Source organism: Variovorax sp. H27-G14, from assembly GCF_046156345.1.
In the GTDB taxonomy this organism is placed as follows: Bacteria; Pseudomonadota; Gammaproteobacteria; order Burkholderiales; family Burkholderiaceae_C; genus Variovorax.
Genome location: NZ_JAYLVN010000002.1, coordinates 195,750 through 210,319 on the forward strand (window position 1 = coordinate 195,750; position 14,570 = coordinate 210,319).

The window sequence follows — 14,570 nt, forward strand, 5'->3', positions numbered from 1 at the left end:
TTCTGGGGTCTCAGGCGGCTGCGGGCTCGGTGAGCGCGGCCTTGTAGATGCTCTGCTTGGGTTGCGCCATCACGCGGCGCAGCAGGGGCTCGAACTCGGCGATGGGCAGCGTCTCGGCCTTGGGGTCGAAGGCGGGGTTGTCGTACAGCGCACAGAACTCGGCCGTGCGTTCGTAGTGCGGGTGGTCCTTGAAGCTGTCGCGCATGTCGCGGTCCAGCCCGATGTGGTGAAAGAAGTAGTGGCCCTGGAAGATGCCGTGGTGCTGCACCATCCAAAGGTTGGCCTCGCCCACGAAGGGCTTGAGGATGGCGGCGGCAATGTCGGGGTGGTTGAAGCTGCCGAGCGTGTCGCCGATGTCGTGCAGCAGCGCGCACACCACGTACTCGTCGTCGCGGCCGTCGCGCAGCGCGCGCGTCGCGGTCTGCAGCGAATGGGTGTAGCGGTCGACCGGGAAGCCGCCGTAGTCGCCCTCCAGAATCTGCAGGTGCTTGATCACGCGTGCGGGCAGGCCGCCCGTGAACTGCATGAATTCGCCGCCGATCAATTGCCAGTCTTCGCGCGTGCTGGCCTGCATGCTGGTGAAACTTGCGCGTGCGTTCATCGGGAGGGTCTCCGTTGTTTTGTCGTGGGGTGTCTCTGGGTGTCTCGAACCGTGGGCCACTGTATGCCTGCGCTTGACGCTGAACTGTCAAAAATTTGACAATGCGGGGTTCTCGTAAACCCCCGCATGGCCACTGCCACCAAACCCCGTTCGTCCCGCCTGTCGGCTGCGCACCGCGCCGCGCTGGAGCGCAACCCGTGGTTCACCAGCCTTCCGCGCGGCCCGCGCGAGGCGCTGCTGGGCGCGGCCGAACTGCTGCATGTGCGGCGCGGCGCGATGGTGTTTCGCCAGGGTGACTCGCTGCATGCGGCCGGTGGCGGCTTCTACGGGCTGGTGGGCGGCAGCATCAAGATTTCGTCGCTGCGCCAGGACGGGCGCGAGGCCATCCTGGCCGTGCTGGAGCCGGGCAACTGGTTCGGCGAAATCACGCTGATCGACGGCTCGCCGCGCACGCACGACGCCACCGCGCTGGAGGCGCTCGACCTGCTGGTGGTGCCGCCCCATGCCTTCGCGCAACTGATGCGCGACGTGGTGTTTGCCAACGCCATGGCCGCGATGCTGGCCGCGCGCGTGCGCATGCTCTACGGGCTGGCCGAAGACGCGACCCTGCGCAGCCTGCGCGCGCGCGTGGCGCACCGCCTGCTGGTGCTGGCGCGCGGCGACGCCACGCAGTCGGTGCACCTGCGCCACGAGTTGAAGCTGCCGCAGGAGGCGCTGGCGATGATGCTGGGCATCACGCGCCAGACGCTGTCGAAGGAGCTCAACGCGCTGGCGGGCGAGGGGCTGATCGCGCTCGGCTACGGGCGTATCGCGCTGCTGTCGCTCGATGCACTGCAGGCGCTGGTGAGCACGGGGTAGCCACTGCGTTGGGCTCGACGCTCATGTCGCGCACGCCGCGGCGCGGGCCCGCAGCACCCTGGCCCGCCAGCCCAGCGCCACGACCGACCCCGCTGCGGCCACCACGATCAGCACCGCCGCAACCATCACCGCCATGAAGGCCTGGTCGAACGCCGCATGCGCGAGCGCGACGAGTTGCGCCGAGGCGGGCGCGGGCAGGGTCTCTGCGGCCAGCAGCGCGGCATCGATGCCGTCGCTGGCCGAAGCCGGCGCGCCCAGGCTGTCGGGAATGGCCATGCTGGCCGTGTAGCGCCAGGAGAGCACGCTGCCCAGCACCGCGATGCCCAGCACGCCGCCCAGTTCGTAAGACACCTCTTCGATGGACGCGGCCATCCCCGCGCGCTCCACCGGCGCGTTGCCCATGACGGCGTTGGACGCCGCCGTCATGGTCGCGCCCACGCCCAGCCCCAGCAGCGCCAGCACGGCCACCTTGAGCGGGCCGTGCACGTCGGCGGTGAGCGCCAGCGCGCACAGGGCCAGCGCCGTGGAGAGCAGGCCGGCAAGGATGATGGGGCGCGAGCCCACGCGCGCCAGCAGCAGGCCCGCCAGCGGCCCGGCCACGAAGGCGGCCAGCGGAATCGGCAGCAGCGTCAGGCCCGCCTGCAGCGGCGTGAGGCCCACCACCAGTTGCAGCCGCTGGCTGAACACCAGCTCCACGCCGATCAACGCCACCGAGGCCACGATGGCCGCAATCACGCCGCCCGAGAAGTACGGGTTGCGGAACAGCCCGAAGTCGACCAGCGGCGCCGTGCTGCGCCGCTGGCGGCGCACGAACAGCACCATCGCCACGCCGGCCAGCACGCCCGTGACCATGGCAAAGGTGCCCGAAGGCGCCGGCTTCGCAAACTCCTTGATGGTGAGCACCAGGCACACCAGCGCGGCCAGCGCCTGCACCGAGCCGATGAAGTCCCAGGGCCGCTTTGCGGCATCGGCGCTCTTGGGCGTATGCGGAATGAACCACCAGGTGAGCGCCAGCGCGAGCAGCACCACCGGCACGTTGATCAGAAACACCGACCCCCACCAGAAGTACTCCAGCAGCACGCCGCCCACCACCGGCCCGAGCGCCGCGCCACCCGAGGCCACCGACGCCCACACGCCGATGGCCACCGCGCGCTCGCGCTCGTCGGTGAAGCTGAGGCGGATGATGGCCAGCGTGGCCGGCATCATCATGGAGGCGCCCACGCCCAGCAGCGCACGCGCGGCAATGAGCGCGCCCGCGGTCGGCGCAAAGGCCGCGCACAGCGATGCCACGCCAAACAGGGCCAGCCCCGTGACGAACATGCGCCGGTAGCCCACGCGGTCGCCCAGCGCGCCCATGCCCAGCAGAAAGCCGGAGACGACCACCGTGTAGGCATTGATGATCCAGAGCTTGGACGCGCTGGACGCGGCCAGGTCGTGCGTGAGCGTGGGCAGCGCGGTGTAGAGCACGGTCATGTCGACCACGATCAGCAGCAGCGCCATGGAAACGATGGCCAGCGTGAGCCACTTTCTTGTCGGTTGCGTCATGGCTCAGTTCCCCAGTTCCTTGAGCAGGGTGACGGAAACAGGCGTGCAGCCGCGCGCCTTGAAGAAGCGGTGCGCGTGTTCGTTGCCGATGCCGCTTTCCAGAAAGAGCCGCTCGATGCCGCGCGGGCGCAGCTCGGCGCAGACCCAGTCGAACAGCTGCCCGCCGAGGCCCGCGCCCTGGAAGGGCGCATCGACGATCAGGTCGTCGAGCGTGGCGAAGGCGCGCGTGGCAAGCCTGGCCTGGTCGATCGACACGAAGGCGATGCCGGCAAGCGAGTCGGCAGTGCGCGCGGTCGCAATCAGCGTGGCGGTGCCTCGCGGTGGCTGGGCCAGCGTGTGGCGCACCTGCGCGCGCAGCACATCGGGAAAGTCCGCGCGCCATTCGCCGGGAGCCACGGCGCGCTGCGCCTGCAGCTCGCCGTGCGAAATGTAGTGCGGGCTGAGCTGGCGCAGGAACAGGGCGACGACGGCGTCTTCCTGGGCGGGGTCATGGCACCAGTGGATGTGGAACGGTGCGGCAGGTGTGCGATGGAGAGACATGGCGCCATGTTGCGCCACTAAAATGGATGAATAAAGATGAAATCCATCTGAAAAATTGACAGATAGGCCGGTGACCCGCATGGAATGGACAGTCGATCAACTCCGCCAGTTCGTCACCACCGCCGAGTGCGGTTCGTTCTCCGCGGCGGCGCGCCACCTGGGCAGGGCGCAGTCGGCCGTGAGCACCGCCATCGGGCTGCTGGAGGTCGACCTGGGGGTGGCGCTGTTCGACCGCTCGCGCCGCAACGCGCAGCTGTCGGAGGCGGGGCAGGTGCTGCTGCTCGAAGCGCGCGAGCTGCTGCGCCAGGCCGAGCAGCTCGACCAGCGCGCCCGCTCGCTGAACGCGGGCAACGAGGCGGCGCTGTCGCTCGCGCTCGACGAGGCCTTGCCCTTCACGGCCATCGCCGCGCTGATGCGCGAGCTCTCGGTGAAATTCCCCAGCCTGGAGCTCACGTTGCTCAACGGCACGGCCACGGAAGTGGCCGAGTACGTGGAGCAGGAGCGCGCCAGCGTGGGCTTTCATTTCGACCGGGGGCCGGTGCGCTCGTGCTTCGACCAGCGCCACATCGGCAGCGTGGCGCAGGGCGTGTTCGTGGCAAGCGACCATCCGCTGGCCGACGGCCGCACGGTGCGCCGCAAGGACCTGGTGCGCCACCGCCAGCTGCTGATGCATGCGAGCGACGTGCACGAGGTGGCCTACAGCCCGCGCGTGTGGCGCTGCGACAGCTTCTACAGCACGGCCGAGATGGTGGCCGACAACCTGGGGTGGGCGGTGCTGCCGGTGAACATCGCGCACTACGAGGGCTACCGCAAGGCCCTGCGCGAGGTGCCATGCCCTTCGCTGGCGCTGTCGAGGTTGCCGGTGCGCATGCTGTGGCTGCAGGGCCGCACGCTGGGCGCCACCGCGCTGCATGTGCAGCAGCGCTTCACGCAGCTGCTGCTCGACAGCGCGGCCTGAGCCGCATGCGTGGCGTGGACTGTGCCGTGGGCCTCAGCGCAGGACGCGGCCGTCGGCCGAGATGCTGATCAGGTCGATGCGCCGCACGTTGTCGCGCAGCCCCGGGCGCAGGTTGATGCGAAAGCCGCCCACGTCGTAGTCGGTCATGCCGGTCATGGTGCGTTGCAGGCTCGCGGTGTTGAAGCCGCGGCCCGCGCGGCGCACCGCCTCGCCGGCGGCCTTGGCCGCGATGAAGCCTTCGAGCCCTTCGTACGAGGCGGCCTGGTCGGAGTTGTCGAGGGCCGCCAGGTACTCCTTGACGATCGGAATGGCCGAAGGCCTGGGCGAAGGCACCACCTGCGAGATGACGATGCCGCCGATGTCCTTGCCCAGCGTGGCGTAGAGCGGGTCGATGCCCACGATGGAAAAGGCCATGAAATTGCCCGTGTACCCGCTCTTGCGCAGCGTGCGGATGGCATTGGCCGTGGTGCCCGACAGCGACACCAGCACGATCGCCTGGGGCGACTTCTGCTGCACGCCTTTCAGCGCCGCGCCCAGCTTGTCGCCGTCGGGTGGCACCAGCGCGGTGGCCACCAGCGCGGGCAGCTTCAGCTCGGCAATGGCTTGCTCCACGGCAGCCAGCCCGGCGCGGCCCATGGCGTCGTCGTCGCCCACCAGGGCCACGCGGGTCTGCCCCACGGTGGCGCACTGGCGCACGATCTTGAGGGCCTCGTCGATCATGCCGGGGCGCACATGGAACACGTTCGGGTGGTCGGCGCCGCGCAGGTTGTCTGACGCGGCGAAGGGCGCGAACAGCAGGCTGCCCTGCTGCGTGGCAACGTTGGCGCCGGCCTCGCTGCTGGCGGTGCCGACAAAGCCGAACAGCATGTCGGCCTTGTTGGTGCCCAGCAGGGTGCGGGCGTTGGCGGCAGCGCGTGCGGCGTCGTAGCCGTCGTCCAGTTGCAGCAGCTTCAGCTGGATGCCGCTGGCGGCATTGCGTTCATTGAAGTCCGTCACCGCGAGGCGGCTGCCGGCGGCAAAGGCGCTGCCGATCTCGCTGGCCCCACCCGTGAGCGGCACCGATTGCCCCAGCAGCACCACGCGCGGCGCACCGCCCGCCGCCGCCTTGGTGGCCTGCGCCATGGCAGGGCCCGCCATGCTGGCGATACCGCCCCCCCAAAGTGCCGCACCGTATGCCTTGGCCAGCCATTCCCTGCGCGATGTGCTCATTGGACACTTTCTTAAACAGTAGTAAAAAAGTGTAGCAATTTCGGGGCCAATGGGAAAGCACGTTCCCCCGAATGGCAAGGGCCATCACAGGTGGGGCACGGACCGCCCGTGCGCTCAGGCGCTGCGTTCGAACACCAGGTCCCACACGCCGTGGCCCAGCTTGATGCCGCGGTTCTCGAACTTGGTGAGCGGGCGGTATTCGGGCTTGGGCGCGTAGGCCTCGGCCGTGTTGCGCAGCAGCGGCTCGGCGGCCAGCACTTCGAGCATCTGCTCGGCATACGGCTGCCAGTCGGTGGCGCAGTGGATGTAGCCGCCGGGGCGCAGGTGCTGCGCGAGCTTGGTCACGAACGCGGGCTGGATCAGCCGGCGCTTGTTGTGGCGCTTCTTGTGCCACGGGTCCGGAAAGAACACATGCACGCCAGCCAGCGTGCCGGGCTGCAGCATGTGGTCGAGCACGTCGACCGCATCGTGCGCGCAGATGCGGATGTTGGAAATCGATTGCTCGCCGATGCGCTTGAGCAGCGCACCCACACCGGGCTCGTGCACCTCGCAGCACAGGAAGTTGGTATCGGGCAGCACGGTGGCGATGTGCGCGGTGGCCTCGCCCATGCCGAAGCCGATCTCCAGCACCGTGGGGGCGGCGCGCCCGCCGAAGGCCGCCGTCAGGTCGAGCGTTTCTTCTGCATAGGGCAGCAGAAACAGCGGGCCCAGTTCGGCAAAGGCACGCGCCTGGCCGTCGGTGGTGCGGCCTGCGCGCCGGACGAAGCTCTTCAGGCGGCGGTGCAGCGGATGGGGCTGGGCCGGGTCGTCGCTGGCCGGTTCATCGCTGGGCGGGAGGTCGTGGGGCACGGTGTCGGGAATGTTCATGAGGGCCGCGAATTGTAGAGAGCGCGCCATTCGGGCACCCATGCGGCCAGCGCGGCGGTGCAGCCGCTGGCCGTGGTGGCGCGCAGCCCGAGCACCTGTGCGGCGGTGTCGAGGGCGGCGAGCGCTGCCTGCGGGGTGCCGGTGTCGATGGAGGTGGCACCGTTCTGCTTGGACAGCTTGTCGCCGTCCGCACCGCGCACCAGCGGCGTGTGCAGGTAGCTGGGCGTGGGCATGCCAAGCGCGCGCTGCAGCAGCACCTGGCGCGCGGTGTTGTCGGCCAGGTCTTCGCCGCGCACCACGTCGCTCACGCCTTGCTCGGCGTCGTCGACCACCACGGCCAGCTGGTAGGCCCAGGGGCCGTCGGCGCGGCGCAAAACAAAGTCGCCGACCTCGCGGCCCACGTTCTGCTGCTGGGCGCCCAGGCGGCGGTCTGTCCAATGAAGCTCGCGGCCTGCGTCGAACTTTTCAGCGGCAAAGCGCCAGGCCCGCGCCGGCTTGCCGTGCAGGCCGTTGCGGCAGGTGCCGGGGTACACGCGCTCGCCATGCCGTTCAGGGGCTTGGCCGCGCAGCGCCAGTGCCTCGCTGATGTCCTTGCGCGAGCAACCGCAGGGGTAGGCCAGGCCATGGGCCTGCAACGCGGCCAGCGCGGCCTGGTAGCGCGCGGTGCGCTGTGTTTGCCACACCGGTGCTTTGTCGGGCAGCAGGCCGCAGGCAGCCAACTGCTGGAGGATGTGCTCGCCCATGCCGGGCAGGCAGCGCTCTGTGTCGGCGTCTTCGATGCGCACCAGCCAGCGCGCTTGCGGCCCACGGGCGCGCACGTCGAGCCAGCTGGCCAGCGCGGCCACCAGCGAGCCCGCATGCAGCGGCCCGGTGGGCGAGGGCGCGAAGCGGCCGGTCTCCCCCATGCCGCAATCAGATCACTGCAAGCGCCAGCGACAGACCCGACAAGAACGCGTCTTCCACGCGATGCCCGGTGCACCAGTCGCCGGCCACGCCGATGCGGGCCTTGGCGTCCCACAGGTGCGGGGTGCCCACGGGCACCTGGGTCTGCGCTTCGCTCCAGCACAGGGCCTGGGCATGCGCTGGCGTGGCGTGGATGCCGGTGATTTCGGAGAAGGCGCGCAGCAGCTTGGCCTCGATGCGCGAGGGCGCGTCGCGCAGGTGCTCCTGCGACCAGGTGGCGCTGGCCTGCAGCGTCCAGCGCTCGATGCGCTCGCGCCCGGGCTTGGACGATTCGCGCGCCAGCCATGCCACGCGGTGGTGGGTGCTGCGCGCCGCGTTCCATTGCGGGCCGAGGTGCGACATGGTGGGCTGGTTGGCCTGGGGGTAGGCAATCATCAGCGTCCAGCAGGGCGCGATGCGCACGGCTTCGATCTTGCGGCTGAGCGTGGCCGACAGCTTGCCGTCGCCCAGCAGCGCGCGGGTGCGCGACGGCGGCACGGCGAGCAGCACCGCGTCGAAGCCGGAGTACACGTGTTGGGAGTCGTCCGCGCCCGCGGTGCGCAACTGCCAGCGCTTGGGGTCGAGCGCGTCGGGCTCGACCTGCGTGACCTGCGTGTTGGTGACGAGGCTGTCGCTCAGCGGCAAGGCCCAGTGGGCCACCAGCGCGTCCATGCCGGGCTGGGCCACCCAGTGCGGCTCCAGCGAGGGCAGGGCCGCTTCGGCCACGCGGCCGTGGGCATCGAGCACGCGCACGAGGTTGGCGCTCCAGCGCTTGCACACGCCGGGCGCGGTTTCCAGCGCCAGGGCAAAGCGCGGGTCGCGCACGGTGAAGTACTGCGCGCCGCTGTCGAAGCGGCCGAAGGTGGTGTTCACGCTGGCCATGCGCCCGCCGGCCGAGGCCTCGCGTTCGAACAGCGTGACCTTGTGGCCGGCTTGCACCAGCGTTCGGGCACAGGCCACCCCCGCCATGCCGGCGCCGACAACGGCGTAATGGCGTGGGGTGGCTGGGGTTCGGTGGCGGTCGGCCGACTTTGCCGGCTTGGCTTTCGCGCGAGTGGTCATGACGGACTCTTTTCTTCTGGAGGGAATGCGGTTGGATGTGTCTGCACTCTACATCGGTACGGCGGGGGCTTCGCCTGAGGGCACACCCTTAGCGCGGCAGCGCGAATCTGCGTCATCCTCAGCGACCCCGATGCCTTTCGAGCAACGCACGCCGCGTGGCTTCATGTTCGAACTGCGCCAGCCACCATTCGAGCGCGCGCCCCGGCTTGCCTGCGCTGCGCACGCGCCATGCGCAATGCAGGGCACCGCGCGGTGCCTTGCGCTCGGTCTGCAGCTCCACCAGGTGGCCGGCCTCGATGTACGGCCGCGCCATCGGCTCTGGCAAGAAGCCGCCGCCCAGCCCATGCAACTGCGCCGCCACCTTGGCCTGCATGCTGGGCACCGTGAGCACGTCTTGCCCGCCCATGAGGTTCACCGTCATGGCGGTGCCGTGGCGGGCCGAATCGGCAGCGGCCACTGCGCGGTGCTGGCGCATCACCGTGTCGCTCAGCGGCTGCGCCACGCGTGCCAGCGGATGGTGCGGCGCCACCGCATACACGAACGGCAGCTCGCCCAGCAGCCGGCTGCGGATGCCGGTGGCGGTGAAGGTCAGGCTCTCGGCGTCGAGCACCGCGCCAATGGCCAGGTCGGCCTCTCCGCTCGTCAGCGCCTCGATGGTGCCGAACAAGGTTTCGTCGCGCAGCTTCAGCCGCGTGGGTGGCTCCAGCGCGAAGAAGGCGGTGGCCAGGTCGAGCAGCGGGTCGCGCGCAATGACGCTGTCCACCGCAATGGTCAGCATCGGCTCCCAGCCGGTGGCCACGCGCTTCACGCGGTTGGCCACGGCGTCGATCTCGGTCAGCAGGCGGTCGGCCTCGCGCAACAGCTCGGCGCCGGCCTCGGTCACCTTGGCCTGGCGGGTGCTGCGGTCGAACAGCAGCACGTCGAGTGCGTCCTCTATCTGGCGCACCCGGTAGCTCAGCGCGCTGGGCACCAGGTCGAGCGCGCGGGCGGCGGCGGCAAAGCTGCCGGTGGCGGCCACGGTCTGCAGCATCGACAGGGCGTCGGGGGTCAGCACGTCGCGGGGGCTGGGCATGGGCGCTCCATTGATCAAATTATTTGAATGGTGCCATCAAAACGCAGCGTCTTTTCAAGTGGGGTGCGGACCTAAAGTTCTTTACATCCGCTGCGCATCCGGCGCGGCATAAGAAGCAAAGGCCTGCAGCCCCCAAGGGGCCGGGCCACAAGGAGTTCGACGATGTTGCAAGTCCGTAAATCCCAAGAACGCGGTTACGCCGACCATGGCTGGCTGCGCTCGTTCCACAGCTTTTCCTTTGCCGGCTACCACGACCCCGCCCACATGGGCTTCGGCAACCTGCGGGTGATCAACGAAGACCGCGTGGCGGCGGGAGCCGGCTTTGGCACCATGGCCACAAGGACATGGAAATCATCAGCTACGTGCTGTCGGGTGAACTGGCGCACAAGGACAGCATGGGCAATGTGGAAAGCATTCCGCCCGGCGACGTGCAGCGCATGAGCGCGGGGCGTGGCGTGATGCACAGCGAGTTCAACCACAAGGCCGACGAGACCACCCACTTTCTGCAGATCTGGATCCAGCCGAACGTGCACGGCATTGCACCGGGCTACGAGCAAAAGCAGTTCTCCGACGCCGAGAAGCGCGGCAAGCTGCGCCTGGTGGCCTCGCCCGACGGCAGCGACGGCTCGGTGACGGTGCACGCCGACGCCCGCCTGTACGCCGGCCTGCTCGACGGTGAAGAAAAGGCCAGCCTGGCGCTCGACCCGGCACGCAAGAGCTATGTGCACCTGGTGCGCGGCGAGCTGGAAGTGAACGGCCAGAAGCTGGCGGCCGGCGACGCCGCGATGCTCGAAGGCGAATCGCAACTGGCGCTGGCCGGTGGCAAGGACGCCGAAGTGCTGGTGTTCGACCTGGCCGCCTGATCTTTTTTCCCCCCTGCCGGATGCCTTGTGCATCCGGCTTTTTCAGTGCTTTTTCATTTCAACAACCGAGGAGTTTTTCAATCATGGCAACCACCAACTACAACCACCCCCTTGCCGCAGCCCAGGACACCCTGGCCCTGATCGGCCGCATCCTGATTGCCACGCTGTTCATTCCGGCTGGCTTCGGCAAGCTGATGGGCTTTGCGGGCACCGTCGGCTACATCACCAAGGTGGCCGGCCTGCCGCTGCCCGAAGTGGCGGCGGTGATCGCGATCATTGTGGAACTGGGCCTGGGCATTGCGCTGCTCGTCGGCTTCAAGGCACGCTGGACAGCGCTGATCATGGCCATCTTCACCGTGGCAACTGCATTGTTCTTTCACAAGTTCTGGGCCGACGCGACGCAGAATATCCAGTTCTTCAAGAACATGGCCATTGCCGGCGGTCTGCTCTCCATTGCTGCCTTCGGCCCCGGTCGTTTCAGCATCGACAAGCGCTGATTCACCGTTGATTCGTTGACCCTCTGACTCACCCGTCCACTCACCCAGGAGCTCTCACCATGGCAAACATCGTCGTCGTCTTCCATTCCGGCTACGGCCACACCCAACGCGTGGCGCAAGCCGTGGCGGACGGCGCGGGCGCGCAGTTGCTCGCCATCGATGCCGAGGGCAACCTGCCCGAAGGCGGCTGGGAGCTGCTGGCCGCGGCCGACATGATCGTCTTCGGCTCGCCCACCTACATGGGCGGGGTGAGCTGGCAGTTCAAGAAATTTGCCGACGCGTCGTCCAAGGTCTGGTTCACCCAGGGCTGGAAGGACAAGCTCTTTGCAGGCTTCACCAACAGCGCCACCATGAACGGCGACAAGGGCACCACCTTGACCTACCTGTGGACGCTGGCCATGCAGCACAGCGGCCTGTGGGTCAGCATGGGCATCTTGCCGAGCAACAACAAGGCAGCGACACGCGACTCGATGAACTACGTGGGCGGCTACGGCGGCCTGCTGACGCAGTCGCCGTCGGACGCAAGCTCCGCCGAGATCCCCAAGGGCGACCTGGACACGGCGCGTGCCTTCGGCGAGCGCATTGGCGCAGTGGCCACAGCGCGCGCCTGAGTCAGAAAAAAACCAGCCCCACGGAGTACACGATGACCGACACCACTGCCCACACCCAACAACTGCTCACGCCGCATGACAAGGACCTGGGTGGTGGCTTCAAGGTGCGGCGCCTGCTGCCTGCGGCGCAGCGCCGCTCGGTCGGCCCCTTCGTGTTCTTCGACCATTTCGGCCCGGCCACCGAGCAGCCGGGCAGCGAGCACGATGTGCGGCCGCATCCGCACATCGGTCTCTCGACCGTCACCTACCTGTTCGAGGGCGCGATGATGCACCGCGACAGCCTGGGCAGCGTGCAGGAAATCTTGCCCGGCGCCATCAACTGGATGACCGCGGGGCGCGGCATCGTGCACTCCGAGCGCAAGCCGGAGCGGCTGAAGGCCGACACCTACGTCAACCATGGTCTGCAGTTGTGGGCTGCCTTGCCGCAGGCGCATGAAGAGGCGGAGCCCAGCTTCGTGCACACGCCATCGGAGGCCATTCCCGAGGTGGCGGTGCAGGGCGCTGATGTGCGCGTGCTAGTGGGCGAGGCCTTTGGTGCGCGCTCGCCGGTGAAGACGTTGTCGCAGACGGTGTACCTCGACATTGCATTGGCTGCGGGCGGGCGTTTCGAGTTGCCGGCGTTGGCACCGGAGCTGGCGATCTATGCGGTCGATGCCGACGTTGCGGTCAACGGCGAGCCGGTCGAGGCGCACACGATGGCGGTGTTGCCCGACGGGCAGGGCGCGCTGCTGACGGCGCTCACTGCGGCACGTCTGATGGTGATTGGTGGCGAGCCGCTGGACGGCCCGCGCTACATCACCTGGAACTTTGTCTCCAGCCGGCGCGAACGCATCCTCGAAGCCGGTGCCGATTGGGCTGCGCAGCGCATGGGGCATGTTGCTGGTGAGACTGAATTCATTCCGCTGCCGGGGCATCCCTTTGGCGTGCGGGATGCCGATGTGGGCACTACGCCTGTTTGATTTCTGCCTTGGTTTTTTGAGGGCTTGTTACGAGCCCAGGTCTCTCGTTCAGGGCGCGTGCACAGGCCGCCGGGTGCTCCCCTCCGCGAATGTCCCCCGGCCTGCGGCCTCCTCCTTTATTTCGCTGCGGGGAGCACCCGACGCCCTGTGCACTGAGACACGCTCTGGGTGATCGCACGATCAACGACCGCTCTTAACAACGCTCACGTCGATGGGGTGCCTTGCGCAGCGAAACAAAGGAGGAGGGGCGGTAGCGCGAAGCGGGGGACATTCGCGGAGCAAGGCACCCCGTCGGCGTGAGCGTCGCCCTGAACAGCACCGGCCACCAAACACCAACCACCACACGCAAAAAGGGCCCAACGCATCGGGCCCTTTTTTCTTCGTGTGGCACTCGCAGCGCCACACGGTTCAAAGCATCACTCGTTGCCGATGACCACAGTCTCGGACGGTGCCGCACCCGGCGGTGCCTTGGGCAGCTCGACGATCGCGTTGCGACCACCGCGTGCACGCCATGCCGAGAAGCCCACGCCAGCCAGCAGCAGCACGCACAGACCAATGAAGGTGCCGCTGATCGGACGCGTAACAAACACCGTCATGTCGCCACGCGACAGCAGCAGCGCACGGCGGAAGTTTTCTTCCACCATCGGCCCGAGCACGAAGCCCAGCAGAATGGGCGCCACCGAGAATTCGAGCGACATCAGTAAGGCGCCGACGATGCCGAACGCCAGCACTTCCCAGATCTGGAACAGGCTGTTCTGCGTGCTGTACACGCCCGTTGCAATGAAGAACATCGCAGCCGGAAACAGGTACTTGTAGGGCACCTTCAACAGCTTGACCCACACGCCGATCAGCGGCACGTTCAGCACCACCAGAATCACGTTGCCGATCCAGAACGAGGCAATCAGGCCCCAGAAAATGTCCGGATGCTCGGTGATGAGCTGCGGGCCGGGCTGAATGCCCTGAATCAGCAGCGCACCCAGGATGAGCGCCATCACCGCGTCGCCCGGAATGCCCAGGCTCATCGTCGGAATGAAGTCGACCTGCGTCTTCGAGTGCGCAGACGCCTCGGGGCCCGCCACGCCTTCGATCATGCCGGTGCCGAACTTGTTCGGCGTCTTCGAGATCTTGCGCTCCAGCGCATAGGCAATGAAGGTGGTGATGGTCGGGCCCGTACCAGGCATCGCGCCGAACACCGTGCCCACGATGGTGCCGCGAATCATCGCGGGGAAGGCACGCTTGAGCTCTTCCTTGCTCGGGCGCATGTCGCTCAGCTTGAGCGTGCCCGTGTCGCCGATGCTCTTCATGCGGTTCACGTTGAGCAGGAAGTCGGCCACGCCGAACAGGCCCATCGAGATGGCCACCAGCTCGAGGCCGTCGCTCAGCTCAGGCAGGCCAAACGCGAAGCGGAAGCTGCCGCTGTTCACGTCGGTGCCGACCACGCCGCACAGCAGGCCGAAGAGGGTCATGGCCACGCCCTTGAGCGGCGAGCCGCGCGACATGGTGGAACCGGCCAGCAAGCCCAGCAACATGATCGAGAAGATTTCGGTCGGGCCGAACTTGAACGCGATCTGCACCAGCAGCGGCGAGGCAAAGATCATCACGATGATGCCGACCGAGGCCGCGAAGAACGAGGCGATCATCGTGATGCCTAGCGCCACACCCCCCTTGCCCTGCTTGGTCATGGGGTACCCGTCCAGACAGGTCACCGCATGCGGCGGGTGCGAAGGCATGTTCATCAGGATGGCGCCGATGGCACCGCCGTACTGCGAACCGTAGAAGATGCCGGCCAGCATCAGGATGGCGGGCACCGGGTGCATTACGTAGGTGAGCGGCAGCAGGATCGAGATGGCCTGCAGCGCGCCCATGCCCGGCAGCACGCCGATCAGGTTGCCCACCAGCACGCCAAAGAAGGACCACATCAGGTTCGAGCCCTGGAAGGCCACGCCGAAGCCGAACCACAGGTCGTGTAGCGATTGACCAATCATG

General features: G+C 67.9%; 14 protein-coding genes and 1 pseudogene. 6 read left to right on the forward strand and 9 right to left on the reverse strand.

The window, feature by feature from the left end; all coding sequences use genetic code 11:
- Positions 1 to 10 precede the first annotated feature (10 nt).
- The gene (locus tag VLK31_RS06405; RefSeq protein WP_409167551.1) at positions 11 to 601 is read right to left on the reverse strand and encodes an HD domain-containing protein; all 591 of its coding nucleotides are present in this window, start codon (positions 599 to 601) and stop codon (positions 11 to 13) included.
- 126 nt (positions 602 to 727) lie between these two features.
- On the opposite strand from VLK31_RS06405, the gene VLK31_RS06410 reads away from it, so the two are divergent.
- The gene (locus VLK31_RS06410) at positions 728 to 1,459 is read left to right on the forward strand and encodes a Crp/Fnr family transcriptional regulator (protein ID WP_409167552.1); all 732 of its coding nucleotides are present in this window, start codon (positions 728 to 730) and stop codon (positions 1,457 to 1,459) included.
- Positions 1,460 to 1,480: 21 nt separating this feature from the next.
- Here the strand turns inward: VLK31_RS06410 and VLK31_RS06415 are convergent, their stop codons facing one another.
- Both VLK31_RS06415 and VLK31_RS06420 read right to left on the reverse strand, forming a co-directional pair.
- The gene (locus VLK31_RS06415) at positions 1,481 to 3,004 is read right to left on the reverse strand and encodes an MFS transporter (RefSeq protein ID WP_409167553.1); all 1,524 of its coding nucleotides are present in this window, start codon (positions 3,002 to 3,004) and stop codon (positions 1,481 to 1,483) included.
- A gap of 3 nt (positions 3,005 to 3,007) precedes the next feature.
- Positions 3,008 to 3,544, reverse strand: a complete 537-nt coding sequence (locus VLK31_RS06420) for a GNAT family N-acetyltransferase (RefSeq protein ID WP_409167554.1) — start codon at positions 3,542 to 3,544, stop codon at positions 3,008 to 3,010.
- Positions 3,545 to 3,623: 79 nt separating this feature from the next.
- Here VLK31_RS06420 and VLK31_RS06425 point away from each other — a divergent pair, with 79 nt between their 5' ends.
- Positions 3,624 to 4,502: a LysR family transcriptional regulator gene (locus VLK31_RS06425; protein WP_409167555.1), complete on the forward strand. Its 879-nt coding sequence runs from the start codon at positions 3,624 to 3,626 to the stop codon at positions 4,500 to 4,502.
- Between the two features lie 33 nt (positions 4,503 to 4,535).
- Here the strand turns inward: VLK31_RS06425 and VLK31_RS06430 are convergent, their stop codons facing one another.
- The 5 genes from VLK31_RS06430 to VLK31_RS06450 all read right to left on the reverse strand — a co-directional run bounded on the left by VLK31_RS06430 (position 4,536) and on the right by VLK31_RS06450 (position 9,654).
- A complete protein-coding gene (locus tag VLK31_RS06430) occupies positions 4,536 to 5,711 on the reverse strand; it encodes an ABC transporter substrate-binding protein (RefSeq protein WP_409167556.1) in 1,176 nt (391 codons plus the stop codon).
- A gap of 114 nt (positions 5,712 to 5,825) precedes the next feature.
- The gene (gene trmB, locus VLK31_RS06435) at positions 5,826 to 6,578 is read right to left on the reverse strand and encodes a tRNA (guanosine(46)-N7)-methyltransferase TrmB (protein ID WP_409167557.1); all 753 of its coding nucleotides are present in this window, start codon (positions 6,576 to 6,578) and stop codon (positions 5,826 to 5,828) included.
- Positions 6,575 to 7,483: a tRNA glutamyl-Q(34) synthetase GluQRS gene (gene gluQRS, locus VLK31_RS06440; RefSeq protein WP_409167558.1), complete on the reverse strand. Its 909-nt coding sequence runs from the start codon at positions 7,481 to 7,483 to the stop codon at positions 6,575 to 6,577. Before gluQRS ends, trmB begins: the two co-directional genes overlap by 4 nt.
- 7 nt (positions 7,484 to 7,490) lie before the next feature.
- Complete coding sequence (locus VLK31_RS06445; protein WP_409167559.1) at positions 7,491 to 8,582, reverse strand: NAD(P)/FAD-dependent oxidoreductase; 1,092 nt, start codon at positions 8,580 to 8,582, stop codon at positions 7,491 to 7,493.
- A 118-nt stretch (positions 8,583 to 8,700) separates the two neighbouring features.
- Entirely contained in the window at positions 8,701 to 9,654 is a 954-nt protein-coding gene (locus tag VLK31_RS06450; RefSeq protein ID WP_409167560.1) for a LysR substrate-binding domain-containing protein, read from the reverse strand.
- Positions 9,655 to 9,816: 162 nt separating this feature from the next.
- On the opposite strand from VLK31_RS06450, the pseudogene VLK31_RS06455 reads away from it, so the two are divergent.
- From VLK31_RS06455 to VLK31_RS06470, 4 genes and pseudogenes are all read left to right on the forward strand, one after another.
- A pseudogene (locus VLK31_RS06455) lies at positions 9,817 to 10,517 on the forward strand (pirin family protein).
- 83 nt (positions 10,518 to 10,600) lie between these two features.
- On the forward strand, positions 10,601 to 11,014 hold the full coding sequence (locus tag VLK31_RS06460) for a DoxX family protein (protein WP_409167561.1): 414 nt from the start codon (positions 10,601 to 10,603) through the stop codon (positions 11,012 to 11,014).
- A gap of 59 nt (positions 11,015 to 11,073) precedes the next feature.
- On the forward strand, positions 11,074 to 11,625 hold the full coding sequence (locus tag VLK31_RS06465) for a flavodoxin family protein (protein ID WP_409167562.1): 552 nt from the start codon (positions 11,074 to 11,076) through the stop codon (positions 11,623 to 11,625).
- A gap of 32 nt (positions 11,626 to 11,657) precedes the next feature.
- Entirely contained in the window at positions 11,658 to 12,584 is a 927-nt protein-coding gene (locus tag VLK31_RS06470; RefSeq protein ID WP_409167563.1) for a pirin family protein, read from the forward strand.
- A 416-nt stretch (positions 12,585 to 13,000) separates the two neighbouring features.
- Here the strand turns inward: VLK31_RS06470 and VLK31_RS06475 are convergent, their stop codons facing one another.
- Positions 13,001 to 14,569, reverse strand: a complete 1,569-nt coding sequence (locus VLK31_RS06475; RefSeq protein ID WP_409167564.1) for a tripartite tricarboxylate transporter permease — start codon at positions 14,567 to 14,569, stop codon at positions 13,001 to 13,003.
- Position 14,570: the final 1 nt, after the last annotated feature.

Excerpts from the sequence above, each read along its gene's own strand:
- VLK31_RS06405 (WP_409167551.1), bottom strand. The coding sequence starts at position 601 with ATGAACGCACGCGCAAGTTTCACCAGCATGCAGGCCAGCACGCGCGAA.
- VLK31_RS06410 (WP_409167552.1), top strand. The coding sequence starts at position 728 with ATGGCCACTGCCACCAAACCCCGTTCGTCCCGCCTGTCGGCTGCGCAC.
- VLK31_RS06415 (WP_409167553.1), bottom strand. The coding sequence starts at position 3,004 with ATGACGCAACCGACAAGAAAGTGGCTCACGCTGGCCATCGTTTCCATG.
- VLK31_RS06420 (WP_409167554.1), bottom strand. The coding sequence starts at position 3,544 with ATGTCTCTCCATCGCACACCTGCCGCACCGTTCCACATCCACTGGTGC.
- VLK31_RS06425 (WP_409167555.1), top strand. The coding sequence starts at position 3,624 with ATGGAATGGACAGTCGATCAACTCCGCCAGTTCGTCACCACCGCCGAG.
- VLK31_RS06430 (WP_409167556.1), bottom strand. The coding sequence starts at position 5,711 with ATGAGCACATCGCGCAGGGAATGGCTGGCCAAGGCATACGGTGCGGCA.
- trmB (WP_409167557.1), bottom strand. The coding sequence starts at position 6,578 with ATGAACATTCCCGACACCGTGCCCCACGACCTCCCGCCCAGCGATGAA.
- gluQRS (WP_409167558.1), bottom strand. The coding sequence starts at position 7,483 with ATGGGGGAGACCGGCCGCTTCGCGCCCTCGCCCACCGGGCCGCTGCAT.
- VLK31_RS06445 (WP_409167559.1), bottom strand. The coding sequence starts at position 8,582 with ATGACCACTCGCGCGAAAGCCAAGCCGGCAAAGTCGGCCGACCGCCAC.
- VLK31_RS06450 (WP_409167560.1), bottom strand. The coding sequence starts at position 9,654 with ATGCCCAGCCCCCGCGACGTGCTGACCCCCGACGCCCTGTCGATGCTG.
- VLK31_RS06460 (WP_409167561.1), top strand. The coding sequence starts at position 10,601 with ATGGCAACCACCAACTACAACCACCCCCTTGCCGCAGCCCAGGACACC.
- VLK31_RS06465 (WP_409167562.1), top strand. The coding sequence starts at position 11,074 with ATGGCAAACATCGTCGTCGTCTTCCATTCCGGCTACGGCCACACCCAA.
- VLK31_RS06470 (WP_409167563.1), top strand. The coding sequence starts at position 11,658 with ATGACCGACACCACTGCCCACACCCAACAACTGCTCACGCCGCATGAC.
- VLK31_RS06475 (WP_409167564.1), bottom strand. The coding sequence starts at position 14,569 with ATGATTGGTCAATCGCTACACGACCTGTGGTTCGGCTTCGGCGTGGCC.